Genomic DNA, 26,522 nt, shown 5'->3' with positions numbered 1-26,522 from the left:
TACTCTTTGTTATAGTTTTGACGATAATGATAATCAATATCGATAATAGCGATTCTTACATCTATCTTACAAACGTACATAAGGGAGGCTCATCATGATTACGAACAAAACAGGTAAAGCTATCCTAGCTGTTATTTTTGTGTTCTCGCTTTTTTTGACGGCGTGCGGTGGAGCAAATACGGCAACGCCAGCACCAGCGACGGATTCCGCTTCCAAGCCAGCTGAAAAGTCAACAGAAGCGCCTGTTGAGAAAAAAATGCGGAGCATCGAAACGCCAAAAGGGACAATTCAAATTCCTGACAAGCCACAGCGTATTGTGACTGACTACTACGCCGGGGAGTTGATTGCAGTAGGCGGAAATGTAATTGGTGCAGAGACGGAAGCTTTCAAAAGCCCGTTTACCATTGAACAATTGAAAAATGCGCAGGACGTGGGGAGCCCGCGGATCAATGCGGAGAAGACATTAGAACTCGCTCCTGACCTCATCGTCGTCATGTATGATGACAATTATGAAGCCTTGTCCAAAATCGCTCCAACCGTTTATTTGCCGTACGGTACGGCGACAAACATTTACGATACGGTCAAATTGTTCGGAGAAGTGGTTGGGGATAAAGAAAAGGCAGACAAGTTCATCGCTAACTTTGACAAAAAGGCTGCTGAGGGCCGTGAAAAGTTGAAAGGCATCGTGGATGAGAATGCAACGGTTGGACTCTACGAGTTGACGAACAAAGGAGATTTATGGATCTTCGGTGACAACGCAGGGCGCGGTGGTCAAACGGTGTACAATGCATTGAAGCTGAAAATGCCACATGCAGACAAATCCAAAGAGCAAACCGTACAGCTATCCATGGAAACCTTGCCAGAATACGCGGCAGACTACATGTTCGTGACTTTTTACAACCCGGAAAAAAATAGCGAAGCCCTGAAAACCTTACAGGAGTCCGCTGTCTGGAATGCGACCTCTGCTGCCAAAAGCAATCAGATTTTCTACAACGACTACGACACATTCTATCGCTATGACCCGATCGCGATCACAGCACATATTGATATGTTCGTAGATATGCTGATTAAAAGACACGAAGAGAACAAGAACAAAAAATAGATCACAACAAAAACCATCCCTCACAGGATGGTTTTTTCGTCTCACGTAATAAACCTTACAAAATGTAAAGATAACTGTAAGGAACATCAATAGCTCCTATTCTGGAATTTGGTTACAGTTGATAGCGACGGAAACAACGAACGCTAGTCAATAGAAAGAATGGAGGAACGTAAAATGAGTACTGCTGTACTAGAAGTGAAAGACGTTCAAAAAATATATGGGACAAAAGGTGAAAGCCAGTCGCATGCCTTAAAAGGCGTATCGATGACGATAGACAAAGGAGAGTTCGTCGGAATCATGGGGCCATCTGGTTCGGGGAAGACGACTCTGCTAAACGTCATTTCCACTTTGGATCGTCCAACGGAAGGCTTTATTGAAATCGCGGGCACGAACATTACACAGATGAAACGTAACCAGCTCGCAGATTTTCGTTCGCAAAAGCTCGGCTTTATCTTTCAAGATTTCAACCTGCTAGAGAATTTGTCCGTGTACGAGAACATTGCACTGCCTCTGTCTCTGCAAGGTGTTTCTTCCAAAGAGATCACCACTAAAGTAAGTAAAGTAGCACAAACACTCGGGATCGAAGAGATTTTGCAAAAATATCCGGTTCAAATTTCCGGGGGACAAAAACAACGCGCAGCAGCAGCACGTGCACTCGTGCATGATCCAGCGATTTTGCTTGCGGATGAACCGACAGGAGCCCTCGACTCGAAGAATGCCAAAAGCTTGCTGGAAACGATGACAGATTTGAACGAGAACCACCAAGTATCCATCATGATGGTTACGCATGACGCCTTTTCCGCGAGCTATTGCAAACGAATCCTGTTCATTCAGGACGGCAAGCTGTACACCGAGATTCAGCGCACGGGAGATCGTCAGCAATTTTTCAAACAAATTCTGGATGTACTGGCCGAGCTAGGTGCATCACATGATGTACGCTAGGAGGTAACGTTACATGCTTTTAAAGCTATCATTGTCAAGTATGCGGAAGATGATGAAGGACTATCTGGTTCTACTCGTGGGTCTGGTCATCTCCATCTCAATTTTTTACATGTTCCAGACGCTTGCCCTCAATTCTGACTACACGAAAAACAACTCGATGATCTCTTCGATTCAAATCGTGTTCAATGTAGGGGCATTCCTGCTAGCGTTTATCACGATTTTCTATATCTTCTATGCGAACTCATTCCTACTCTCGCTGCGGCGCAAAGAGTTGGGAATGTACATGGTCTTAGGTGCGAAGAAGGGGAAAATCAGCCAGATTTTGTTCCTGGAAACATTGACAATGGGGATCGTTTCTCTGGTAATCGGTAGTCTCGTCGGTATTGCGCTCGCGAGTGGCATCGGTGTCTTGCTCATGAATCTGTTGGAGATTTCGACAGAGGGTTACTATGCTTTTTATCTGCCGGCAATGTTGATTACATGGGGATTCTTCCTCGTACTCTTTCTGATCACCTCCACGATTAATGCCATTCGTCTGGCTCGTGCTACTGAGCTCGCTCTCATCCGTGCCGAGCAGCAAAATGACACAATCAAGTCAAAAGGAATCGGAGCGGTGTTGGTAGCCATCCTTGGAGTTATCCTGTTGGCTCTGGGCTATACATGCTTGCACTTGCTTATGTACCTGCAAGTACTTGGTTTTATCGTCGGGGCTATTTCATGCACCATCGGGACGTACTTGATTTTCATCTCGTTGCTGCCCGTTCTTGTACAGGCTTTGAAGAAAAATAAAAAGCTGAATGATAGCAAGTTGAACGCATTCACCTTTGCTCAGCTGCGCTTTCGGGTGAACAACTTGACCAAAATCCTTGGTACAGTAGCAATGTTGATCGGGCTTGGTGTCGGGGCGATGGCAGGGGGCTTGGCGTTCCAGCAAAACGTCAATTTGTTTACCACTGTGTTCCATGTGTATGACGTGAATCTGCATGATCCGGTAGAAGAGGATTATCAGGCACTGAAAAAAATGAACGTCCTGGAGCAAAATACGTATCGATACAAAGTCGACGACAAGTCGTATTACTACCTGAAAGAAGACTTGCTCGCAAATCCGTTGCTGATTTCCACAAACAGCATTCAAAATTACTCTGCCGAAAACAAGCCAAAACGCGTTACAGAACCAATGCCTAAAGATGTGTACATCATGAATGCGACAAAAGAAGAAAGAGGGAATATCGATTCGGTTCCAGACGATTGGGAAAATGCGATCTCTACCAATTTCGTTAACTATCAGATGCTGGAGGGAAAATCTGTCCGCATTGTCGATCAGGCAACGTATGAAGGGATCTCAGGAAGTGAACACAAGGTTCTCCTTGCCCAAGTGGACGATTATTTAAAATACACGCAGGATTTAAAAGGAATGGATGAGCGCCAAAAGCAATTGGTTGCGTCTATCGTTAATGTAAAAGCAGAAGATGTATATACGTCTTCCAAATACAGCACGTATGCGGGCATGTTCATTTTCACAAGCGGGACGATGTTCATGGGCTTCTTCCTCGGAATTGCCTTCTTGGCGATGATGGCGAGCTGCCTGATGTTCAAAATCTTGTCCGGGGCTGCTCGTGACAAAGATCGTTACAGCATGCTGAGAAAAATCGGCGTTCGTCAATCGTTGCTCGTAGGGTCGATCTACAAAGAGCTGTTCATGGTATTCATTTTCCCGGCGATTATCGGTCTGATGCACGTATTGATCGGTATGGAGATGTTCTCGTTCATCCTCTTGGATCCGTATCTGAACATCTGGATTCCAACGGTGATTTTCGTGGTGGTCTATGCGATTTACTATTACATCACAGTCCAGCTTTATCGTGGAATTGTGTTGCCAAAAGAAGCGTAAATAAAAATCCTCCTCAATTGAGGGGGATTTTTTCGTGTTTTATACTGGCAGGGAAACCCCATTGTACTTCGACTGATAGCCACTGTGATTTGACCTGCAAACGCTGTGAAAATGGTGAAAAACCATAGCTGTACGGAAGCGCTTCTTCCCGACCACAGCAGTTTGAGGACAACAAATAATGAACACATTCCACCATTGACAAAGATAATGATAATCATTATCATATCTAACTGGAAGACATGTCCTTTATGTACCATCCTTAATCAGTCAAAGTATCACCTAGAAAAGTAAGGGGGAATTTTTCATGCGTCTTATGAAATTACCAGTCATGCTTGTATTTTTGTCTGCGATGCTGCTACTTGCTGCTTGCGGCAATGCAGGGTCAACTGCACAATCTGGTTCCAACCAAGCTGCTACAGCTCAGCCTGACGCGGCGAAGCCAGCAGAAGAGCAAGTGCGCACAGTGAAGCACATGATGGGAGAGGCGACGATTAAAGGAACTCCTAAGCGCATCGTTGCATTGGAATGGAGCTCAGCAGAGCATTTGTTGGCTCTTGGTATTCAGCCTGTAGGGATTGCAGATATTCCAAATATGAAAAAATGGGTGAAACTTCCTGTGGAGATTGCTCCAGAAGTAGTGGATGTAGGGAGCCGTACTGCACCAAACCTGGAATCGATCATGATGTTGAAGCCAGATTTGATTATCGGTATTAAGCGAAATGTGGAAGCGAATTACGACGAAATGAGCAAAATTGCTCCAACGATTGCTTTTGATACGAATCCTGCTGAAGGTCAAGGATCACAGTATGATCGAATGATCGAGATCTTCAAGCAAATTGCGGATATCACAGGTAAAAATGCAGAGGCAGAAACCGCTTTGAAAGACCTCGACAAGACTTATGCGGAAGCAAAAGAAAAACTGACCAAAGCTGGCGTAGATAAAGTTCCATTTGTTCTCGCGATGGGCTACAGCAGTCAAAATGCAGTAGAATTCCGTTTGTCCACGGATAACTCTACAGCAGCAAGCATCTTGATTAATATCGGTCTGACAAATAAGTACAAGCCAAAGAAATTTGAGCAAACAGGATTGACACTGGCAGACGTGGAGGCGCTTCCAGCGTTGCAGGATGCGAATTTCCTCCATATCATTCAAAATGATGACAACGTGATTGAGAATCAATTGAAGAACAATCCGGTTTGGAACGGTCTTACTTTTGTGAAAGAAAATCGCGTCTACGCCCTAGGCGGTGATTTGTGGCCGTATGGTGGTACCATGTCTGCAAAGATTCTTGCTAATAAAGTTGTTGATTTGTTGGCAAAATAATGAGTTTAGCCAAAAATAAAATGTTCACACGAACTGACATCACTCCAGCCACCTCCTCACAAAGAGGGGGCTGGAGATTGTTCTTGATGTTAGGGAGTGGACTAGTCGCTCTGTTAGTGCTTACATTTGTCAGTTTGACACAGGGAATGGCAGACATTTCTCTGCGTTCTGTCGTACAGGCCATCATTGATCCGCAGGATATTTCAGATCACCATATGATACAAGGTGTCAGGCTTCCGAGAACGGTCATGGGGCTTTTGTCTGGTGCAGCATTGGCTATTGCCGGAGCATTGATGCAGACGGTGACACGAAACCCGCTCGCGTCAGAAACGACACTCGGCGTAAATGCGGGTGCCTATTTCTTCGTGGTGTTCGGGATGGTTTTTTGGCCATCATTTTTGCATGATCACCCGCTTCCATTTGCGATGGCAGGCGGAATACTAGCAGCCGTTACCGTATATTTCATGTCTGGCGGGCAAAAAGGTACGCCAGTACGTGTGGCATTGTCCGGGATGATTGTCACCTTGGTGTACTCCTCCTTGACGAGTGCTATCATTTTATTTAACGAAGAAACGACAAATGGCATTTTCCTCTGGGGCTCAGGCTCCTTGAAACAAAATGACTGGTCGGGTGTAGAATTCAGTTGGCCTTGGATTGTAGTTGGGCTTTTGGTCAGTTTTTTCATGGCCAGGCAGCTTGATGTACTTACATTTAATGAAGAAACTGCGAAATCATTGGGGCAAAAGGTGGCTAAGACACGGCTTTTCACCATGTTTATTGCTATCTTGGTTACATGCGTCAGTGTCAGTGTGGTCGGGCCAATCGGTTTCATCGGACTCGTGGCTCCGCATTTGGTGCGATTGTCTGGCATCACCCAGCATAGATGGCTGCTGCCGCTATGTGCCATCTGGGGGGCAGCGCTGCTTGTAGCTTCCGATACGATTGCACGTATGTTTATCAATCATTATGGTGAACTTCCGGCTGGAGCCATCACGGCAGCTATTGGAGGACCATGGTTGATCTGGCTGGCTTTGCGTGTCTCGCGCAGTATGAGTGCTGGGTCTGGAGGCTCGATGAGCGTCGGAGGAGCACAACGCAAAGTTTCGTATCCGCTGATTGTTTGCACGCTTGCTGTGCTGCTTGTGGTCGTTTGGATGCTCAGTTTGTCTAGCGGAAACTTGTACCTGCCGTGGTCAGAGATCATCGCCATTTTCATGGGACAAGGAAACGAAATGTACAGTCAATTAGTGTTTGAGCTTCGAATGCCGCGACTGTTGACAGCGATGTTGGCAGGTGTGGCACTCGCGATCAGCGGAAGTCTCATGCAGAGTGCAGTACGAAATCCGCTGGCTGATCCACAGATTGTCGGTGTCACGAGCGGTGCGGGTGTAGGGGCGATTATCGTGCTCCTCGTGTTTCCTCAACTCTCGGCTTGGATGCCGCTTGGAGCCGTTGCAGGAGGAATCATTTCTGCCGCGATTGTGTACGCGGTTTCTTGGAGAAGGGGACTCAATCCAATCATATTGACGCTAGTAGGAATTGCGGTTTCTGCCGCAGGTGGCGCCCTTATCAATATCTTGATCGTACATTCCATGATTTTGGCAGCACCTGCACTCACATGGCTGGCAGGAAGTACATATGGGCGGGGATGGATGGAAGTAGGCCGCCTACTGCCTGCGATCCTCGTTTTAGTACCGATTGCGTGGTGGTTAGGACGTCGGGTAGATCTCTTGTCCTTTAACGACGATAGCTCGACTGGATTGGGGTTAAAGGTTCGGATGACGCGGTTGTCTGTGGCAGTCATTGCAGTGCTGCTCGCTTCAGCGGCAGTTGCCAGTGTCGGAGCCGTAGGATTTATCGGTCTTCTTGCTCCCCATGCGGCACGTATGCTGGTTGGACCTCATCATCGCCGTGCAGTTGTCGTCTCCGCCATGCTTGGAGCCGTATTGCTGGCTGCTTCTGATTTGTTGGGAAGGATCGTCATGATCCCGAAAGACATTCCGGCAGGGGTCGTGGTGGCATTGCTAGGCGCGCCCTATCTGTTCTTACTGATGTTCCGTTCGTCTCGTTCCTCACAATAGTTAGGCAGGTACTTGCCAAATAGAAGGATCTCCAACATGATGAAAGTAGTACAGGCTGATTCTAGCAATCAGCTTGTCTACTTTTTCTTGTTATTTCCGGTGATAGAAGGATGTGAGTCTGTTGACGATTTATCAAGATTATCCTGGCTTTTTGATGACCGCCTTTCGCAAACAGCGATTGAAGAAATTTCACCTGCGTCAGGTGGAGGTAAACACCCATGTCCTTTGCTATGTGGCAGAAGGAAGCGCAGAGATTACGGTTGATGGTCAAAAGCAGGTGCTCGACACCGGAAAGCTCTTGTTGTTGCGCCCGAAGACAAAGGTAGAAGAATTGCGGTGCCAATCAGGACCGTTGCACATATACAGGCTGCATTACGTGGAAGCGAGACGCGATCAGCACGAGAGCGTTCCCGAGAGAAAAGAAGTCCAGGTTTTGGCTGTCTCTACGCCCGCCTCGTTTCTGACGGTATTGGAGGAGCTCTCTCATTTGACAAAAAAGCGGGACTACTCTTCTTTTTTGCGGAGCCAAGCGCTGCTCTATGAGCTACTTGGTGTTGTTCATGATGAACAGAAAAAGAAAGAGGATAAGGGCATTGGAGCGATTGAGGAGACCATCACCTACATGCAAAATCACTACCGCGAGTCACTTGAATTGGGAAGCTTGCCTAAGCTGGCGGGGTTGACCCCCAGCTCTTATTGCCGTGCTTTCAAACGTGCGACGGGTATGACACCAGGGGAATATTTGACTGAGTTGCGGATGGGGCATGCCAAGGATCTGCTTGCCCATACTGGAGGAAGTGTGAAGGATGTGGCTCGTAGCGTAGGGTATGCCGATGAGCTGTATTTTAGTAGACTCTTCAAAAAACGAGAAGGATTGTCGCCGCAAATTTATATGAAGCAAAGTGACCAGCGGGTAGTCGTGGTCAGCAAGCTGTTTTTGCAGGATCATTTTCTTGCGATGGGAATTCAGCCGATTGCTGCCCCCTCCTTCCCGAACTACTTTGAAACGAGGACGGGTTTTCCGTCTTATTTGCAGCAAAAGCTGCGCGGGACAAAAGCACTGAATGCAGAGCAGTTGATCGATCCGAAAGAGATTTTGACCTTGTCGCCTGATGTGATTGTCAGGATGAATTTTTTCCACAATCGGGAGGCTGGAGACTGGGAAAAAATAAAAGGAACGGTCTTCTTTGACGGCTATCCGAACTGGATTGACTACCAAACCAAATTGGCGACGCTCTTCAAAAAAGAGAGTCAGGCAGAGAAAATCATCAAGCACATTGAAAAAGTGGAAAAACAAGCAAGAGATGCACTATTGCCGGTTACACGCACGGGTGAATGGACGATGATTCGCGTGCTGAAGGATGAGGTGCGCCTGTATGGCGTAGAGGGACACGCCCTCGCTGATTTGTTTTATCACAAGCTGGGATTTCAGCCTGACCCGAATGTGACCCACGCGGCCTATCAACCAAATGCGCTCAACGATCTGATCGAATTGAACCCGGAGAGAATCATCGTGTTCTGGAGCGAACGGGAGCATGTGGCAGCACTGTGGAACAACCCGCTGTGGAGAGAATTGCGTGCGGTGCGGGAAAACAAAGTGTACCATCCTGCCAATCACGAATGGGACCCTTGGGGACCGTTTGGCAGAGAGCATACGATTCAAAGGGGTACAGCGTATTTTCTCCAGGTCGCACAAGGGTAATCTGGTCCATGGCAATTAGACAATCACGTCCATAGAAAAGTAAGAGGAGTCTCTATATACTATCAATTGATAATTGTTATCACTAAGTTGATAAGCAGAAGTGGGGGCATTCTCGATATGAAAAGTAAGACCAGTTTACGTACCATGCGCCACATCATGACCAGCTTCTTCGCGCTGTGCTTGCTGGTTGTCCTTGCCGGTTGCGGAGGCAATGCCAATCAAGCTCAACAGGCGCCAGCAGCATCGGGAACGACGACTGAGGCTACTCCAGCACCAGCGCAAACAGCACCAGCCGATTCTAAAGAAGTACGTGAAGTGAAACACGCAATGGGTACCACGAAAATTAAGGGAACACCAGAACGCGTGGTTATTTTAACAAATGAAGGTACCGAAGCTTTGCTTGCACTTGGCGTTAAGCCAATCGCTGCTGTACAATCCTGGGATGAAGATCCTTGGTATCCTCACATCAAGGATGAGATGACAGGTGTAGAAGTGTTGGGCTTCGAAGACCAGCCGAATCTCGAAGCGATTGTAAGCCTGAGCCCTGATTTGATCATCGGTAACAAAGTACGTCATGAAAAGATTTACGATCAACTGTCCAAAATCGCTCCAACCGTATTCTCTGAAGAGCTGTCTGGAAGATGGAAAAGCAACTTCACCCTCTATGCAGAAGCACTGAACAAGAAGGCGGAAGGTGAGCAAGTCCTGAAAGGATTCGACGACCGTGTAGCTGCTGTGAAAGCAAAGCTTGGTTCTAAAGGATCTACCAAAGTATCCGTAGCGAAATTCTCCAAAAAAGGTGTACAGATCTATCAAAAAGATACCTTTAGCGGTGTGCTGCTCAATCAGCTGGGACTCGCACGTCCAGCTTCCCAGGACGTAGACAGCTTTGCAGAAATGATCAGCGAAGAAGGTATGTCCGCTATGGACGGGGACATCCTGTTCTACTGGGTAACGGAGCCTACGAAAGAATCTACAGACATTGCGAACAACGCGAAAAAATGGATGGAAAGCCCAGTCTTCAAATCTCTGAATGTGGCGAAAACCAATCAAGTTTACCAAGTAGACGAAACGATCTGGAACAAAGCAGGCGGCATCAAGGCAGCGAATTTGCTGCTCGATGACATCGTGAAGCGTCTCGATGTGAAGTAAGAAGAATACGGCTTCAAAGCCAGAGACCTCATCCGAAGTATGGATGGGGTCTTTTCTTGGTATAATATGGGATGTCCCGCTTAGTTTACTCCCCCTTAATTTTCCAGATATATATTCAACCATGACATTTGTCATGTCCTCGACTTGACGTTTATGACTACAGCGGCAAGACGCTATTTCCTACAATAAAGATAGAATATTGCGTCCGGCGAATTCACATGTCCCTGTGCGCATCAATCGAGGAGGAAACAATTGATGCATGAATCCAACATTGCCCAGCTGAAAAAGAATGTTGCCCCCTTTGAAAAAGCAGACTTGAAAAAGAGTATCCGACAGCTATTCAATACGTTAGTTCCGCTGATTCTACTCTGGTACGGTGCTTATCTCAGTCTGTCTGTGTCCTATTGGCTCACGCTGCCTATCGTCATCGTCGCAGCCGGCTTTGTCATCCGTACATTCATCATTTGCCACGATTGCTGCCACCAATCCTTCTTCAAAAATCGTCTGGCGAATGACATCGTTGGTACGATAACCGGTGTGCTGACCCTCGTCCCTTATGAACAATGGAAAAACAGTCACAATATTCACCATGCAACGAGCAGCAACCTCGACAAACGAGGCGTAGGCGATTTGTGGATGATGACTGTCAATGAATATCTCGAGGCTTCTACTTGGCATAAAATCGCTTATCGGCTGTATCGCAATCCGATCGTGATGTTTGGTTTGGGACCTATTTTTGTCTTTTTGCTTCAGTATCGTTTTAATGTGAAGAGAGCTCGCCGCAAAGAGCGGTTGAATACGTATTTGACGAATGTGCTGCTGGTCGGTCTTTATGCGCTTTTGATCTGGGCGGTTGGCTGGCAAGCATTCCTGTTGATTCAAGGTCCGATCTTTTTCGTCTCCGCCTTGTTTGGGATTTGGCTGTTTTATGTGCAGCATACGTATGAGGATTCGTACTTTGAGAACGATGAAGAGTGGAGCTACGTGAAAGCGGCAGTAGAAGGAAGCTCCTACTACAAGCTGCCGAAGGTTTTGCAGTGGCTCACAGGCAATATTGGCTTTCACCACGTTCATCACTTAAGCCCACGCGTACCGAATTACAACTTGGAAAAAGCACATAACGAGACACCGCCACTTCAGATGGCGACAACGATTACACTGGCGGCCAGCTTGCAGTGCCTGCGTTTTCATTTATGGGATGAGAGCAACAAACGTTTTGTGAGCTTCAAAGGCATCAAGCGGCTGGCTGCTGCTCAGTCGGAAGCAATCATAGATGCACTTCAAGGCTCCAAACCAAGTTTGGAAGGAAAATAAGCCTGCCATAAACCTTTGAATTCCGATACACTTGAGAGAGTGGCGAAGAAAAGGTGGGCAAGTATGCAGAAGCTGAAGTGGTATCAAATTCTTCAAAAAAATACGGGCTTGAGCCCTTATGTGTGGGTTGTCTTCTACATCCTGCCATTCTATTTCATCTTCCGGTCCTCTTCGACGTACGAAGCTGTGATCGGAATCATCATGATCATTTTGTTTTTCGTTTGTTATGTATTCTCTTTCCTGTCAAAGGGCTGGCTGATTTACTTTTGGACGAGTGTGCAGATCATCATATCCGTCGCCATGACCTTGATGTTCGGCTATGTGTATTTCTCGCTCTTCCTGGCATTTTTTATCGGGAATATCCAGAACAAGATCGGTTTTGCTACGCTATACACGATACATTTGATTAGCACCACCATATCGGTCAACATCGGCTTTTTCACCAAAAACACTCAATTGATTGGCCAGCTTCCGTTTGTTTTGGTTAGCATGATTGCAGTCATTCTCTTGCCCGTGACCACGTACAACTGGAATAAGCGAGAGAAGCTACAGGGAGAGCTAGAGCATGCGAACAAGCGAATATCGGAGCTGGTCAAGCTCGAGGAACGCCAGCGCATTGCCCGCGACTTGCACGATACGTTGGGGCAGAAGCTCTCCTTGATTGGGTTGAAAAGCGATTTGGCGAACAAGTTGATCAGCAAGAACCCTGCTCTGGCGAGAAGGGAGATAGAAGAAATCAGGCAAACGGCGCGAATCGCTTTGAAAGAAGTACGGGAAATGGTCACGCAAATGCGTGGAACGCGGCTAGAGGATGAGATGTTTCGGATCAAGCAAATTTTCAAGGCGGCCGAAATTGAATTCATGCTCGAAGGCGACACGAATCTGACCAACACTTCGCTGATGACGGAAAACGTGTTGTGCATGTGCCTGAAAGAAGCCGTTAACAATATTGTGAAGCATAGCAATGCCACTGCCTGCTCCATCGTCATCGATCCTACCCGCACCGATCTCGTCGTAAGTGTAACGGATAATGGGATCGGGATGGCGGAGGAATTGGTCTACCGCGGCAACGGTTTGCGTGGGATGAAGGAAAGGCTGGAATTCGTCAACGGAAGCATGGAAATCCAGTCCTCAGAGTCTGGAACACAGCTAGTGATTCGGGTACCCAACGTCTTCAAACAACCGGAACAGGAGGCGGGAGGATGATTCGCATTGTCATTGCAGAGGATCAGCGGATGCTTTTGGGCGCCCTTGCTTCCCTGCTCGATTTGGAAGAGGATATGAAGGTCGTCGGGAAAGCCAGTAATGGTGAGGATGCTGTCAAACTCGTGCATCAGCATCAACCCGACATTTGCATCATGGATATCGAAATGCCGGTTAAAAGCGGATTAGACGCTGCTGAGGAATTGAAAGGCAGCGGCTGCAAGGTGATGATTCTGACAACCTTTGCTCGCCCAGGTTACTTCGAACGAGCACTGAAGGCAGGGGCAAACGGCTACTTGCTCAAGGACAGTCCGAGTGAAGAGCTGGCCAGCTCGATTCGCAGCATTATGGCGGGCAGACGGATCTACGCCCCTGAGCTGGTTGATGAAGCATACGGGCAGGAGAATCCGCTGACGGAGCGGGAAAAGGAAGTCCTAGTCTTGATCGCAGACGGGAAGAACACCAAGGAGATTGCCAGCCAGCTGTACATTACGACAGGGACGGTGCGCAATTACATCTCCGTCATTCTCGACAAGCTCGGTGTGAGCAATCGAATTGAAGCGATTATGCATTCCAAGGAAAAAGGCTGGTTTAAGTAGCAGACCAGCTGGAGGAGGCCCTTTCTGTTTTTGCAGGAAGGGTTTCTTTTTTATGGGGTCAATCTCTAAGTCCAGCGGAAATGATCTCGAAGAGGTAGCTGATCGTATCCCAATAAAAATAGCAAAAGAAGGCCGTGAAGATGAGGGATGCAAGCCTGGTACCAGAGGGATGTTATCAGAAGAGAAGAGAAAACAGACATTATCAAAGTATAATATAATACACGTAATGAATGTTATGATTGATGATCTGGTATATTTAGTATGATTTCATCCACTATAGTAAATAAAATGCTACTAGCAAATTTTTTTATAGTTTCCATCGATATTGCAAAGGGAGGCTTAAAGTGAATCTAGAAACCGATGATCCAAAACAAGTTGTTTTACAGGTTGGAGGGGTATTAAAAAAACTTCGTAAAGAGAAACATTTGAGCCTTGAAGATTTATCAGAATTATCGGGTGTGAGCAAGCTGACACTTGGAAATATTGAACGTGGAGAAACCAACCCAACAATCGGGGTGTTGTGGAAGATTTCGAAATGCTTATCTATACCACTCTTGGCTTTATTTTCAACCGAAAACAGTGTGAATCTGTCCCGGGCTGGGAAGGGACTCAAAATTGCTGGGGATAATAAAGATTGGGTAATTGAGCCAATCTTTCAAAACGTAAGTAATGAAATTGAAACGTATAGAGCTTATTTACAACCGAATAGCTCATACTATCCAGAGAAGCATCACCACAATACAACGGAAATTGCGACAGTAATGTCAGGAGCCCTTTCCATCAATGTTAATAATGAGTCATACACCTTGAATCAATTTGATTCGATTAGTTTTTGTGCAGATGGCACGCATTCATATATAAATCAATCCGACGATGTTGTTGTGATCCATATTATTTTGAAATACGGGGTCTAAAAATCTATCCCCTGTATTCTCATAGACTACGACGACTATGACCCTTTATCCGACCGAATGGTTGATAAAGGGTTATTTCTTGTTGTGATTTATTAGAGAGGATAGATATTGGACAATTGTTATTAGTTGTATTATAGTACTCTTTGTTGAACGAAAAGTATATTATAATATACTTTTTGATTTGAATTAACTTCTGCATTAAATTTTAAAAACTAGGAGGGAAAATCATGAGCACTCAAGATATAAAATCAACTCCAAATGTTACCAGATCAGCAGTTTGGGTGGTGATTGTAGGTATTATATTTATTGCAATTAATTTACGGGCTCCTTTAACCTCGGTAGGGCCTCTAGTTGGTCTTATTAGGGACGATGTTCACATTTCGAATACGCTGGCAGGTATGATTACCACGTTACCTCTATTAGCTTTTGCACTTTTTTCTCCTATTGTGCCTAAATTAGGACGAAAGTTTGGAGTAGAAGTAATGATTCTGTTTTCCATTATTCTTCTTACTTTTGGGGTTGTTTTGCGTTCCCTGTCAGGAATCGCTACTTTATATATCGGTACTGCTGTTCTTGGATTGGCAATTGCTGTCTCTAATGTATTGTTGCCTAGCCTTATTAAACGAGAGTTTCCTAGAAGAATTGGTTTAATGACGGGTGTATATTCCATATCTATGAATTTATTAGGAGCAATAGCCTCTGGTATTAGTGTTCCCATTGCAGTTGGATTAGGACTTGGATGGCAAGGTGCACTGGGAATTTGGGGTATTCTTAGTTTAGTATCCGTATTCTTTTGGTTACCTCAAATGAAACGCCGCCATGTGGAAACAGATACCCTTCATAAGCAAACGGCTGATAGCAGCGTGAATTTATGGTGTTCTGCACTAGCATGGCAAGTAACGTTGTTTATGGGACTCCAATCTATGATTTTTTACGTACTTATTACATGGCTACCTGAAATCTTAAAACAACAAGGAATAAGTTCAGATCAATCTGGCTGGTTACTTTCTATTATGCAGCTAGCTTTGCTTCCATTTACTTTTGTCGTTCCGATTATTGCAGGACGTATGTCCAGTCAACGTTCATTAGTTACGATTACGACGATTTTGCTTTTAATTGGAACTCTTGGGTTACTTTACGGAAGCTCGAATTTAATCGTTTTGTGGATCATCGTACTAGGAATTGGGGGAGGTTTTGCATTTAGTTTATCCATGATGTTTTTTGGCTTACGTACAGAGAATGCACAACAGGCTGCCGAGCTGTCCGGTATGGCTCAATCAGTTGGATACCTACTTGCTGCAATAGGCCCGACCCTTTTCGGATATCTGCATGATGTAACTGATAGCTGGACTATTCCACTTCTCATTTTGGTTTGCGCGTCAGCCTTGCTCTTTATATTTGGTCTAGGTGCAGCTAGAAATCGTTATATTGGATCACCCAAATAGGAAAACATATTAAAAAAAGCCTGTACAGAGTACAGACCGTTAATTGTTCATCAAGGCCAGGATGAAAGCAACGATTCCACCGATAGCCATACCTCCAAAAGCAAAGTAAGCAAACCATCTTACAGGTGCTGGCATGCTATTTAAATCAGCGGATTTGCTCGGGAGTCCTTCGATATTTTGCATGTGACTCATTGCGCTGTTAAAGGCTTGATTGTTGTTTGAAGAATTCATGCTGTACACCTCCAGTTAAGAAGTATTGTAGCATAAGCCTACAGTGGAATCCCGTGATGAAAGCCCGATCTTTAGAGGAAAACATATCCAAATACTATCTCTCCAACGAATAAAAACAGTCATTCACCATCTTACCCGCAATTTCAGTGCTTTCGGGCACGATTTTATCCAGCTTCATTTCAGCCTTCTCCAAAACGCGTCGTGAAGCTGCATGCTCTTCAGAACAAACGGCCGTATCCTTCCAGAATGATGAAGCCCACTTCGGCTGTGAGATGTTCTCGGTTACGGGTACAGATGCTAATCAAAAAGCGGATCAGCTCCCAATCGTGTAAGGCCACTTTGGTCTATTACCATGAGTTGGGCTGGCAATGAAGCTATCGACTATAGATGTTTCGAAGCTCATTGATGTCGTTTGGTGTGGGACCTGTGATTCTCGTTAGCCAGGAATTATTCATGATCGAGTAATCGGACCTGTGATTTAGGCGTATGACATGTCCAATCTCATGAGTAGCCAAGGCTTCTAAATAAGCTGCGTTTCTGTTGCTTACTCTGTTCCATTGGATGACAGTGCCACCGGTAACTCTTGAGCCATTCGATTGCCACCAGCCAAGTCCATCATAACCTCTCGTATAACCTTCACCTAAGGTAATGGGAGCATTTTGTGACGGTGTTAATAAAACAATGCCAGTGTCATTCCAATTTCGAATCGCATTTTCATAGGCCTGTCTAAGAGCCGGAATGTTTGTGGTAATGGTTACTTGGTACGTAACGAAGGGGTTATTTTGATCGATTTCAGGTGGGTTTCCATTAATAAAAGCAGAGGCGACATAGTATTTCACGCCGTTTTTCTCGTAGAAGAACCATCTATTATCTGAGGCGTTTGTCCAATAATCAGTGAGCGAGGTACCTCGGGTCCAACCAGAAAATTGTACTCGGGTATTAGGAGAAAGCCTGTCGATGATTGCAGCAGAAGTAGATGGTCCGGTGCGGATATTGACAGGGATGGGAGCGGATACACCGCTAAAATCTACTTTATATTCGGATTGATCCTGTGCGTTTGTCGGTGTGATAAAGTATCCATTTACAAGAGTAACAAGAGTAAGCGTGAATAGTAGGAGTGTACGTAAAATTCTTTCTAACATCAGTGGGGCTCCTTTCCATTACAATAGTAGTTTTTTACTGAAAATTACTGGGAATGGTGATTAAAAAGGAGTAGTGGAGGAGGGAGCATGAACGATCAACAATTGTGAGTTGGATTTTCCAGAATAATCTGGACGAATAGGAAAGGGTGTGCTACAAATAAAGCAAAGTTGAGTTTATAAAGCCATTGGAGAAACTAATGTAAAGCGGTTACGGTAAACGAAGGAGAGACGAGCATGGCAAAAGAGGAATATGCGATTGGACTGGATTTGGGCGGGACCAAAATCTTGGCTGGTCTGGTGGATCAGACAGGCGGATTGATCGCACAAAAGCAACTGCCTACGCACGCGGAAGAGGGAGAGAAGGCAGTGATCGAAAGGGTGCTGTCCGCCACGCACGATGTCCTGTCAGCAAGCGGCATTCATCCTGAAAAAGTACGCGGTGTAGGAATCGCTTCAGCTGGTGTGATTAACAGCGATAGCGGCGAAGTCATTTTTGCGAGTAATTTGGGTTGGCGAAATGTACCGATTGGCACGTTAATTGGGCAAAGGTTCGGATTGCCTGTTCAACTGTTCAATGATGCGAATGCAGCGGCAATTGCGGAGTGGCTATGGGGCGCAGGTGTCGGTACACGAAATATGATTTACGTCACGGTTAGCACAGGGGTAGGGGCAGGAATCATCAGTGACGGGCGGTTGGTTTCAGGTAGAGATGGGAGTGCGGGAGAATTCGGTCATATCTCGATCGATTGGAACGGACCGTCGTACCGCTGTGGAAATCGCGGATGCCTGGAAAATTACGCTTCTGGTACCGCCATCGAAAACGCAGCCCGTCACAAACTGACAACTGCGAAGGAGCCCGTGACCAATCGAACCCTTGTTGAAAATGGAGAACTGACGGCAAAGGTGATCAGTGAAGCTGCTCTTGCAGGAGATCCATTTTTCGCGTGATTGAACAATCTGTTTGACGTTTTCCATCACGGGTGCAAAACGAACAGGATAGGCAACCTGAAGCATGACACCTTCTACTTTGCAAACCTGAATCATTTCGCGTGCATCCGCAATCTCGGTGGCAATTGGCTTCTCACACAGAATGTGCTTTTTCGCTCGCGCTGCCGCAATCACGTGCTCCTTGTGCTTGGCATTTTCCGAGCAAATAATGATCGCGTCGATACCAGACTGCAAAAAGGCTTGCAGATCTTCGTAAAAATCGAGCTGGTAGGCTGTCGCCATTTCCTCTCCACGACGCAAGTCATCATCCCAGACCGCTATCAACTGCACATCGGGGTGCTTTTGCAAATAAGTAACGTAGCTATGCGCATGCATATGGGCGAAGCTGATGATTCCTACCTTCATCCCTCGTCACCTCCGTGGATGAGCTTCACAGGTTGTCCCGTCTTGACCGATTTTCTCGCCGCTGCAACGATATCGAGTGCGGCTAGCAGATCACGAGAATGCAGACGTGCCACTTCCTGTTTTTGTACACAGCGAACGAAATGCTCCCGCTGTCGCTGCATCAGGTCCAACCCTGGGAATGTTGCCGAAAGAGACCGCTCTCCCCCACTCCAGCGAATTGGGATGCTATCCCGGCTATCATGTGTAATCATCCCTTGATCACCGGTAAGCTCAATGGAAGCATGTTCTGTCCCCTCCGCCCAAGATAGCTCTACATGAGCAATCGCCCCGCCTGCCATTCGAAGCATGACCAGCGCATAATGGACGATCTTTCCTGACTCATTCGTGTGCTTGACCTCTCGCGCCATTACTCGCTCAACCTCACCGAACGTCCAGCGCAGCCAATCGAATTCCTGTATTCCAAGCTCTTGAAATAGGCATTCCCCTGCATTTTCAGCCAAAGCAGGAGCACCTCTTCGCAATCGAATGACGCCTGCTTTGCCTATCGCCCCATTCTTTATTTGCTCGTGCGCTTGCTCGTATTCTGGAGCAAAACGCAGCGTATTTGCGCATTGCAGCACTACATCATATTGATCGCACAAACTGATTCCTTCACGCCCTAGACCAGAACCATCTACGCATAAAATATGCTTTCCCGCCTGTGCAGCAATCGTCACCCATGGGTCAGCGCTTTCTGAAACCAAGCCAATATCCACGATATCCACTTCTGTTCCCTGCAAGATTTCGCCCAAAGAAGACAAGCTGTCAGCCACACCTACAATCTCTGCCTCTTTGATCCGAAACCAAGCCTGCGACTCTTTGACACTTGTTCAGGCTGTGGATATGGATGAGCGGCTTATTGCCGATTTTGTGCAAAATGTCATGGAAGGCCGACCTCCGTCTATTACAGGAGAAGATGGACTGCGGACGCTCGAAGTGGTGAAGGCAGCCTATGAATCCCATCGTCTCAAGCAAGTCGTGACTATCAACAAGGTTCATTTCTCATCATGATGAGCAGTAGCCTTTCTATACAATAAATCGAATGAGGTGGAACGGATGAAAATTGGATTGAGCACTTACAGTCTGCTGACAGCAATCCGAGCTGGTGAAATGGATGTACTGGATGTCGTGCAATGGATCGCGGATAACGGCGGCGAGCACATGGAAATCGTGCCGTACGGTTTTACACTGGTCGATAACTACGAATTGGCAGACGCTGTTCGGGATAAGGCAAAAGCGGTAGGGATTGAGCTGTCCAACTACTCGATGCCGACCAACTTTATTCAGCCAGACGAAGAAGCCTTCGAAGCAGAAGTCGGACGTGTAAAGACACATGTCGATTTGCTGCACCGCATGGGCATCAAGCATATGCGCCACGATGTGTCCGCCTTTACTGTTCCCGTAGAGGAGACGACGATCGAATACTTTGAAAAGCATTTGGCTGAGATGGTAGAGGGAAGCCAACGAATCGCTGATTATGCCGCACAATTTGGAATAACGACGACAATCGAGAATCACGGCTGGCTCGTGCAGGCAAGTGATCGCGTGCAGCGCGTCCTGCATGAGGTCAACCGTCCGAATTTCAAAACGACGCTGGATATCGGAAACTTCATGTGCGTAGACGAGGCATCGCTGGTAGGCGTGCAAAAAAATCTGCCATATGCTTCGCTCGTGCATTTCAAAGATTTTTACTTCCGTCCGTCTTACCATGATCAAGGCGCAGGCAAATGGTTCAAAACTGTCAACGGCAACTTCCTGCGTGGGGCGATAGTTGGACAAGGCGACATCAACATCCGGGAAGTCGTCAAGCTGGTCAAGCAATCCGGCTATGATGGCTATATCACAGTCGAATTCGAAGGCATGGAAGATTGCCGCGAAGGGTCCAAGATTGGGATGGACAACCTGCGACGTTTTTGGGACGAGGCGTAAAACGGTCATAGATCAACCGGCATTTGGGGAGCCCCGAATTGCCGGTTTTTCTTTGGGCAAAAAATGAAAAAACCTCTCCCTTATGAGGAGAGGCGATAGAGACATTAGAATGATTGCGATGTTTTTGGGTTCGCACCGTACTTGTTGTCTCCTTGGCTGTCTTGGCACATGAATACGATCAAAATAATTGCGCCGATTAAAGGAATCAATCCAAGAAGGATCCACCAACCGCTTCTTCCAGTATCGTGCAATCGGCGAGCAGTTACGCTCAAACTAGGCAGTAATACTGCTAGTGAATAGATCATACCCAAAACAGATGCTGTACCAATTAATGAGTCTACGAGAGCAATTACCAGAGACACGATGATGTTGAACAAAGTGAACATCCAATATTCTTGACGTCTAGCTCTTCCTTCAAAAGCAACGTATTTCTTCAATACGCTTGTATACCAATGCATGATAATTTCCCCCTTTCTGCTAAATTTTGACACACTTCGATATTTTATCACTAAACCAAAGGAATTAGAACCATATCCTGTAAAGTTTTACTGATGCTAATGAATCATTTTTGTCTAGGACAAAAGTAACTGGTATTTATGAAGGAGATGGAGGAAAAAGTAAGAGCGAACGAGTTTTGATGCTACCACAGGGGGAAATGCGCTTGGAACAAAAAACAGAACAAAACGTTACGCTGCACGGCTTCAACAATTTAACCAAGTCACTCAGCTTCAACATGTACGACATCTGCTACACGAAAACAAAAGCGGAACGGGAAGCGTATATCGAATACATAGATGAACAATACAATGCCGAGCGTTTGACGAATATCCTGAAAAACGTGTCGAATATTATCGACGCACACGTACTGAATGTCGCCCAACAAGATTACGTACCACAAGGTGCGAGCGTCACTTTTCTTGTATCCGAGGGGCCAGTCGTAGAAGTCCCTACTGAATCTTATGAGGAATCCCCCGGACCTTTACCTGAAAATGTGGTGCTGCAATTGGACAAGAGTCATATTACGGTGCATACATACCCTGAGTACCATCCAACGGAGGGCATCAGTACGTTTCGGGCCGATATCGACGTCTCGACCTGTGGCGAGATTTCTCCGCTCAAAGCACTAAATTATTTAATTCGTTCGTTTGATACAGACTTGATGACGATCGATTACAGGGTGCGCGGATTTACCCGGGATATACATGGATACAAGCTGTTTATCGATCACGACATCAGTTCGATCCAAAATTATATTCCCGAGGAAATTAAGGAATTGTTCCACATGATTGATGTAAATGTGTACCAAGATAATATTTTTCATACCAAATGCAAGCGGAGGCAATTTGATCTGAACAATTATTTGTTCGGATACACAAAGGATAAGCTGACACTGGAGGAGCAGGCGGATATTACGGAGCAATTGCAAATAGAGATGGACGAGATTTACTATGGGAAAAATATTGTGAATTAAAGAGGGGGCCTTCTCCGATGAGGGGGCTTTTTTTCGTAGCTGTAGTGGGGGAAAGAAGCGCATTTCCAGTCTACGCTTCGGCCTACGCCCCGCTGTGGGGTGGACTGTCCGCTCCAGGCTGAATAGCGGGAGCCGCTTCAAAAGTAGAAGTTTCGATGAGGTATTCGCAGAGTTGAAGCTAAAAGCACTCCCTCCATTCAGCCCTCCGCTTTGTTGGGCTCCAGAGGCGCTTGGACTGGAAATGCGCTTCTTTCCACGCAGCTTTGTGTGCTTCCCTGAACGTTAATTCAAAAGATCTTAAATCGAAATAATTCCTACAGGCTACACAAAAGGGTGAAACAAAAGTTTCACCCTCAAAAGACTTCCAGACATAACTGACAAAAAGGTCTAATCCCCCGAAATAATCCTCTGCTGTTCGAAAGTCATGTGGCATGGCTTCTCCCGACCTCAACAGTTGGAGGTGAACCTTTCATTTGCAGTAGGGTTAAGATAGTAAGCTCGAATCTCCTCCAGCGTTTTTCTAGCAGGCTGCACGAATTCGCGGTCCCAATCTTCCGGAGGGGAATCCAGCGAAATGCCTTTTTCTTGCAAGGTTCGAAACAGCTCCTTGTCCGCTTGTGTAGGTATCCACCACGTGTAGACGGGATTCGTTTTGCCATTGAGCAACGATTCGAACATAAATTTTACGTATGTAGCTGTAGAGAGTTCGCCGTAATTGACGTCGAATTCAGGCTCGGGAGCCGGGTAATCTTCTGGATAGCGGAACGGGCCAAAGTGAATGGAAATACCGAGAAAGCCGACAGGTGGAATGTTGTTTCCATACCCGGGAAGGGAAAACGGCAGATCGGCTGCGAAGTGCAGGCGGATCATGACAGAGTTGATGAATTGCCGTTCGAAGAAACTTTCTTTTTGCCAAATGCCGAGTTCCCGTGAAAGGGTATCCCAGTGAATAATGGACGTATTGTGCGCGAGCCAGAAGGAGGACGACATCTGTTCAAACGTTTTGTAAAATTCCTCATCGTGATCATGGAAGGGATCAATCATGTCGAACAGGCTGAAACACCCGTGTTTTCTCCTCCATTTTTGCGCGATGATCAGAAAATCAATCAATCGTTGGATTCGCAGCTCCGGGCTGCTCTCATTATTGGCAAACAAATACGTAGCTTCTATTAAATCGGCAGTGAAGTTGCCGTTAACAAAATCCCAGTAATTGATTTCACCAGCTTCTACGCGTTCTTCGTTAATCCGCTTCGTATCCGTTTCCCACCGTGCAAAGGTGGTGACATCAATACCGAAATAAAGCTCAGGCAAGAGGTCGCCCAAAATACTAAAGCGATAAGGACTGGACTGTTGGAACCAAGTTTTGATGAAGTCCAGTCGAGAAGAGGGAGACACGACTGCGGCCCGCTCCACGTAGTTCGTTTTGGCAACGGTTGACTCGAATTCTTCAACGGATGAGGCGATCGCTACGAAAGGGGCTGCTGAGGTCAGGAAGTCCACTCCGTCTTCGTCGTTGTCGTATTGCACAATGATGTGCTGGAAGCTTGCCTCAGCCAAGGGAGATAACACGAGCTGATTCCAATGGTGCGCATTTGTATCGTCAATGGCACCGATGACGACGACGGGTTTGTCTGATTCCCCACGAAAAGAAATAGAGGCACCGTTTTGGACGACGATCCTGTTTTGGCAGCGTACGTTGATGGATGTATTTGCTTCAAAGCTGATAGAGGCCCCAGCAGCTACGATGACATCCTTTGGTCCGATCATGTATGGACCATTTTCTGCGGTAAATTCCTCGGATTGATTGATGATCCCCGATAGGCGTTTGTACTTATCCACGTGCAGTTGATAGGTGTGCTGGGGGTCTGGATCAGGACCAATCGTCAGTTGCACGTAGTAAAGACCTTCTTCCTCCGGAAAAAACGGAAGGATGATGGGCGCGTTCGGACTATAGTCAGCTTCTGCGAGTTTTGTTCGATGGCTGTCATAGATTCTGATGGTAGTCAAAGGATGCGTCAGGTTATTCATGTGGATTTCTATAGCGTCTGTAGAGGCAAGAAAGAGCTTGTACATCTCCACCTTGGCTTCAAGGTTAGGAGAAGCTTTTCGGATTCGTTTGTCCGTTTCCAGAATAGATGAATACGAGCTGACGGTCATGTAAAACAGGCTCCTATCAAAATAGTATAGGTATAATGGAATAGTTCACTAGTAATTGACGCCTGAATATAGAAAAAGTTTTGAGTTTGGCAAGGTCTTTAGGTCTAGAAAATAAGAAAAAGGATAGGGGGCAGATGATTTCTGACGACCCTATCCTTTTTCAATTAAGTTATCTTCTATCTTCTTATTTTCCGCCAGTCTGCGTGAGCATTTCAATCATTTCCTTGTAGCCATGCTTCTTCGCATGCGCAAGAGGCGTCACATCATCGTGATCAGCGAGATTGACATTGGCTTTGTGCTCGATCAAAAGCTTCACGATTTCCTGATGCTTCTTGCCACCATCGCCCAAAATCACTGCTTCTAAGAGAGCGGTCCAGCCCAGCCTGTTGACGTGATCGATGTTGACATCAGAGGTGGTGAGCAGTTCCTTGACGATCTCGACATGTCCGCGATCAGCCGCAGGAATCAAGGCCGTTCCGCCAAAACGGTTTGTAATGGTAGTGTCGGCACCTGCTGCTATCGAAGCTTTTACGAATGCTAGCTGACCTGCTGCGCTTGCAAAGAGCAGAGGATTGTCTAAGTTGTTGTCTCGAATGTTGATGTTGGCTCCGTGTTCAACCAACAAATTGAAAATGTCGAGTTGAGCAGAGTGGACCGCGATCATCGCAGAGGTGCGGCCTCTACTATCGGTAGCGTCAATATCTGCGCCTTCTGCAAGCAGCTTCTCAATCGATGCTTTATCTCCTTGACTGGCTGCTGTCAATAAGGCTTGATTCAGCTTATCCATTTCAACTTTCACCGCCTGGGTTGCTTGCTGCTCGCCACTTGTTAAGAGGGTATTCCAATTCATCTCACACCCTGACAGAATAATGGCAGCCGTCAAAAGACCTGCATACAGCACAGCGAGCCCACACCTTTCTTTTGATTTGGATACTTGCATCACACAAAGACTACTCGACTGTCAGCTCGGCAGAAGATTTGCCAGCCCAATCGCCGACAGGTGTTACCGTGTATGTGGTACCTGCTTTCAGTTTACCATCTTGCTGGATGTCAAACACGCCTGTGGTACCTTTGCGGCTGGAATATTTGTACGTCGCCAGCAGTTTTTCTCCGTTTGCACTCGCGAGTTCTACGCTGCGTCCGGAGAACAGCTCGTCTCCCGGATCCTCTGTCAGGGTAACGGTGATAGAAGTTTCACTAGCTGTATTGGCTTCGCTGATTTCGAGCGGAGCGATTTCTTTTGCAACGAAGGTTGGATTCGCGATAGTCGCCCAGTCGGAGGTAATGGTGTACGTAACGCCCGGAGTCAGGACTTGGCCTTCTGGGAGACGGAATTTAATTTCTTGTTTGCCGTCTGTTGATTGTGTGAAAGGCACGTATTTCGCTACGATTGGTTGTCCGCCTTCTGGTGTAATGGTCACTTGTCTTGCTTGCATGGAAGGAATGATTTGATACGTTTTGCCGTCTGCTCTGTTGTTTTGATCCAGTACCAATGCATTTGCACCGCGCCCTCCACTGTAGGCAGAGATGATATATCCATAATCGATGACACTATTTGCTCGCAAGGACTCGACTTCAAACGTGTCGTTTGTTACTTGGCGCACTTCCGTCATGTCGATCTTGGTTGCGTTGCCTGTGAATGTGCCCGCTTTTTTCCCTTTGTATGTCAGGGAATAGGTGGTTCCTGGCTTTTGAACCGATGTTGGCACGATGTAGGTATGGGTAGATCCTGTTTTTAGGCGCGGCATGTTGGTCAGTGTCAGCCCATCGCTAAAGACGAAGTCTTCTTTTGCTTTGGCAAATGCTTCGTTTTCTGCGGTCAACGGAGCGTCGAAGGTCACAATCAATGTAATTTCGTTCAAGGCTTTTACGTTCGTGATGGCCGCTCTATCAGAAGGGATTGCCTGGCGAGCCACATTCAAAAGATAAGCGGCTTCACCGCGAGTAACGGTGCTGTCTGCGGAGAAGAAGCGTTCTGCCCAGTGATTAACCGACTTCACATCACGCTTGAGCGCTTTTGCAACGATTTGTGTGAATTCAGTATCTGTCACGGTTCCACGCGGATCAAATTGACCATCTTTTGCTTGCATGATATCGAGGGATACCAAATCAACCGCGTATTTATAGAACCAGTCATTTGCTTTCACATCCGTAAACGCTACGGATTTATCTGTTTTGCCACCTTGCAAGCCAAAAGTGTGTGCGACCATTTTTGCCAGCTCGGCACGCGTAACTTGATTGTGAATGTTATTGCCTTGCATGACTTTCAGCTTGGAGAGTTCAGTAACGGCTTGTTGAATTTCTTGAGCACTCAGGGGAGTGGAAGCTGCTTGCACGTTCAGTGCAGCGTAGGGAAGGGATGCTGTGCCCAAAACGGTTGCGAGCATCATAATCGCGATTTTGTTGGAAAACTTTCTCATCAGTTGGTCCTCCTTCAGATCAGTTGCTTTTGTTTGTTACCTGTAGGATAGTCGAGAGACCTAAACTGCCAAGAAACAAGAGATTAATAGAATCTAAAAAAGTTCTTAAAA

23 protein-coding genes and 1 pseudogene are annotated in these 26,522 nt (G+C 46.4%); 16 read left to right on the top strand and 8 right to left on the bottom strand.

The window, feature by feature from the left end:
• Nucleotides 1-94: 94 nt before the first annotated feature.
• From ACFYU8_RS24880 to ACFYU8_RS24825, 12 genes are all read left to right on the top strand, one after another.
• A complete protein-coding gene (locus ACFYU8_RS24880; protein WP_390304851.1) occupies nucleotides 95-1,102 on the top strand; it encodes an ABC transporter substrate-binding protein in 1,008 nt (335 codons plus the stop codon).
• Between the two features lie 174 nt (nucleotides 1,103-1,276).
• Nucleotides 1,277-2,044 carry an ABC transporter ATP-binding protein gene (locus ACFYU8_RS24875; RefSeq protein ID WP_144617731.1) on the top strand — a complete coding sequence of 256 codons (768 nt, stop codon included), beginning with the start codon at nucleotides 1,277-1,279 and terminating at the stop codon, nucleotides 2,042-2,044.
• Between the two features lie 13 nt (nucleotides 2,045-2,057).
• Nucleotides 2,058-3,935: an FtsX-like permease family protein gene (locus ACFYU8_RS24870; RefSeq protein ID WP_390304848.1), complete on the top strand. Its 1,878-nt coding sequence runs from the start codon at nucleotides 2,058-2,060 to the stop codon at nucleotides 3,933-3,935.
• A gap of 304 nt (nucleotides 3,936-4,239) precedes the next feature.
• Nucleotides 4,240-5,259: an ABC transporter substrate-binding protein gene (locus ACFYU8_RS24865; RefSeq protein ID WP_390304846.1), complete on the top strand. Its 1,020-nt coding sequence runs from the start codon at nucleotides 4,240-4,242 to the stop codon at nucleotides 5,257-5,259.
• Nucleotides 5,259-7,340, top strand: coding sequence for a Fe(3+)-hydroxamate ABC transporter permease FhuB (fhuB, locus tag ACFYU8_RS24860; RefSeq protein ID WP_390304844.1), 2,082 nt, complete (start codon nucleotides 5,259-5,261; stop codon nucleotides 7,338-7,340). The genes ACFYU8_RS24865 and fhuB overlap by 1 nt, the downstream gene beginning before the upstream one ends.
• Before the next feature lie 121 nt (nucleotides 7,341-7,461).
• Nucleotides 7,462-9,042 carry a helix-turn-helix domain-containing protein gene (locus ACFYU8_RS24855; protein ID WP_390304842.1) on the top strand — a complete coding sequence of 527 codons (1,581 nt, stop codon included), beginning with the start codon at nucleotides 7,462-7,464 and terminating at the stop codon, nucleotides 9,040-9,042.
• A 117-nt stretch (nucleotides 9,043-9,159) separates the two neighbouring features.
• Entirely contained in the window at nucleotides 9,160-10,194 is a 1,035-nt protein-coding gene (locus tag ACFYU8_RS24850) for an ABC transporter substrate-binding protein (RefSeq protein WP_390304840.1), read from the top strand.
• A gap of 255 nt (nucleotides 10,195-10,449) precedes the next feature.
• On the top strand, nucleotides 10,450-11,508 hold the full coding sequence (gene desA / locus ACFYU8_RS24845) for a Delta(5) desaturase DesA (RefSeq protein ID WP_390304838.1): 1,059 nt from the start codon (nucleotides 10,450-10,452) through the stop codon (nucleotides 11,506-11,508).
• Between the two features lie 63 nt (nucleotides 11,509-11,571).
• Nucleotides 11,572-12,714, top strand: coding sequence for a sensor histidine kinase (locus tag ACFYU8_RS24840; RefSeq protein WP_390304836.1), 1,143 nt, complete (start codon nucleotides 11,572-11,574; stop codon nucleotides 12,712-12,714).
• A complete protein-coding gene (locus tag ACFYU8_RS24835; RefSeq protein ID WP_390304834.1) occupies nucleotides 12,711-13,310 on the top strand; it encodes a response regulator in 600 nt (199 codons plus the stop codon). The genes ACFYU8_RS24840 and ACFYU8_RS24835 overlap by 4 nt, the downstream gene beginning before the upstream one ends.
• Before the next feature lie 344 nt (nucleotides 13,311-13,654).
• Entirely contained in the window at nucleotides 13,655-14,224 is a 570-nt protein-coding gene (locus ACFYU8_RS24830; RefSeq protein WP_390304831.1) for a helix-turn-helix domain-containing protein, read from the top strand.
• Between the two features lie 227 nt (nucleotides 14,225-14,451).
• Nucleotides 14,452-15,669, top strand: a complete 1,218-nt coding sequence (locus ACFYU8_RS24825) for a CynX/NimT family MFS transporter (RefSeq protein WP_390304828.1) — start codon at nucleotides 14,452-14,454, stop codon at nucleotides 15,667-15,669.
• 39 nt (nucleotides 15,670-15,708) lie between these two features.
• On the opposite strand, the gene ACFYU8_RS24820 is transcribed toward ACFYU8_RS24825, so the two are convergent.
• Both ACFYU8_RS24820 and ACFYU8_RS24815 read right to left on the bottom strand, forming a co-directional pair.
• Nucleotides 15,709-15,900, bottom strand: a complete 192-nt coding sequence (locus ACFYU8_RS24820; RefSeq protein WP_390304826.1) for a hypothetical protein — start codon at nucleotides 15,898-15,900, stop codon at nucleotides 15,709-15,711.
• Between the two features lie 374 nt (nucleotides 15,901-16,274).
• On the bottom strand, nucleotides 16,275-17,042 hold the full coding sequence (locus tag ACFYU8_RS24815) for a Matrixin (RefSeq protein WP_390304824.1): 768 nt from the start codon (nucleotides 17,040-17,042) through the stop codon (nucleotides 16,275-16,277).
• A 234-nt stretch (nucleotides 17,043-17,276) separates the two neighbouring features.
• Here ACFYU8_RS24815 and ACFYU8_RS24810 point away from each other — a divergent pair, with 234 nt between their 5' ends.
• Nucleotides 17,277-17,990, top strand: coding sequence for an ROK family protein (locus ACFYU8_RS24810; protein ID WP_390304823.1), 714 nt, complete (start codon nucleotides 17,277-17,279; stop codon nucleotides 17,988-17,990).
• A gap of 60 nt (nucleotides 17,991-18,050) precedes the next feature.
• Here the strand turns inward: ACFYU8_RS24810 and ACFYU8_RS24805 are convergent.
• A pseudogene (locus ACFYU8_RS24805) lies at nucleotides 18,051-18,395 on the bottom strand (Gfo/Idh/MocA family protein); the annotation flags it as partial.
• Complete coding sequence (locus ACFYU8_RS24800; protein ID WP_390304821.1) at nucleotides 18,392-19,207, bottom strand: Gfo/Idh/MocA family protein; 816 nt, start codon at nucleotides 19,205-19,207, stop codon at nucleotides 18,392-18,394. The pseudogene ACFYU8_RS24805 and the gene ACFYU8_RS24800, both read right to left, overlap by 4 nt.
• A 70-nt stretch (nucleotides 19,208-19,277) precedes the next feature.
• Here ACFYU8_RS24800 and ACFYU8_RS24795 point away from each other — a divergent pair, with 70 nt between their 5' ends.
• Entirely contained in the window at nucleotides 19,278-19,445 is a 168-nt protein-coding gene (locus tag ACFYU8_RS24795) for a Gfo/Idh/MocA family oxidoreductase (RefSeq protein ID WP_390304819.1), read from the top strand.
• A gap of 45 nt (nucleotides 19,446-19,490) precedes the next feature.
• A complete protein-coding gene (locus ACFYU8_RS24790; protein ID WP_390304817.1) occupies nucleotides 19,491-20,363 on the top strand; it encodes a sugar phosphate isomerase/epimerase family protein in 873 nt (290 codons plus the stop codon).
• 104 nt (nucleotides 20,364-20,467) lie between these two features.
• On the opposite strand, the gene ACFYU8_RS24785 is transcribed toward ACFYU8_RS24790, so the two are convergent.
• Nucleotides 20,468-20,821, bottom strand: coding sequence for a DUF805 domain-containing protein (locus ACFYU8_RS24785; protein ID WP_390304815.1), 354 nt, complete (start codon nucleotides 20,819-20,821; stop codon nucleotides 20,468-20,470).
• 203 nt (nucleotides 20,822-21,024) lie between these two features.
• On the opposite strand from ACFYU8_RS24785, the gene speD reads away from it, so the two are divergent.
• Nucleotides 21,025-21,834: an adenosylmethionine decarboxylase gene (gene speD / locus ACFYU8_RS24780; RefSeq protein WP_390304812.1), complete on the top strand. Its 810-nt coding sequence runs from the start codon at nucleotides 21,025-21,027 to the stop codon at nucleotides 21,832-21,834.
• A gap of 447 nt (nucleotides 21,835-22,281) precedes the next feature.
• Here the strand turns inward: speD and ACFYU8_RS24775 are convergent, their stop codons facing one another.
• The 3 genes from ACFYU8_RS24775 to ACFYU8_RS24765 all read right to left on the bottom strand — a co-directional run bounded on the left by ACFYU8_RS24775 (nucleotide 22,282) and on the right by ACFYU8_RS24765 (nucleotide 26,411).
• A complete protein-coding gene (locus tag ACFYU8_RS24775; protein WP_390304809.1) occupies nucleotides 22,282-23,991 on the bottom strand; it encodes a hypothetical protein in 1,710 nt (569 codons plus the stop codon).
• Between the two features lie 184 nt (nucleotides 23,992-24,175).
• The gene (locus ACFYU8_RS24770; protein WP_390305030.1) at nucleotides 24,176-24,841 is read right to left on the bottom strand and encodes an ankyrin repeat domain-containing protein; all 666 of its coding nucleotides are present in this window, start codon (nucleotides 24,839-24,841) and stop codon (nucleotides 24,176-24,178) included.
• Nucleotides 24,842-24,941: 100 nt separating this feature from the next.
• Nucleotides 24,942-26,411: an S-layer homology domain-containing protein gene (locus ACFYU8_RS24765; RefSeq protein ID WP_390304807.1), complete on the bottom strand. Its 1,470-nt coding sequence runs from the start codon at nucleotides 26,409-26,411 to the stop codon at nucleotides 24,942-24,944.
• Nucleotides 26,412-26,522: the final 111 nt, after the last annotated feature.

Origin of the sequence: Brevibacillus sp. NPDC003359 (assembly GCF_042878995.1) — a bacterium.
Taxonomy (GTDB): domain Bacteria; phylum Bacillota; class Bacilli; order Brevibacillales; family Brevibacillaceae; genus Brevibacillus.
This window is presented reverse-complemented; position numbering and strand designations above follow the sequence as displayed.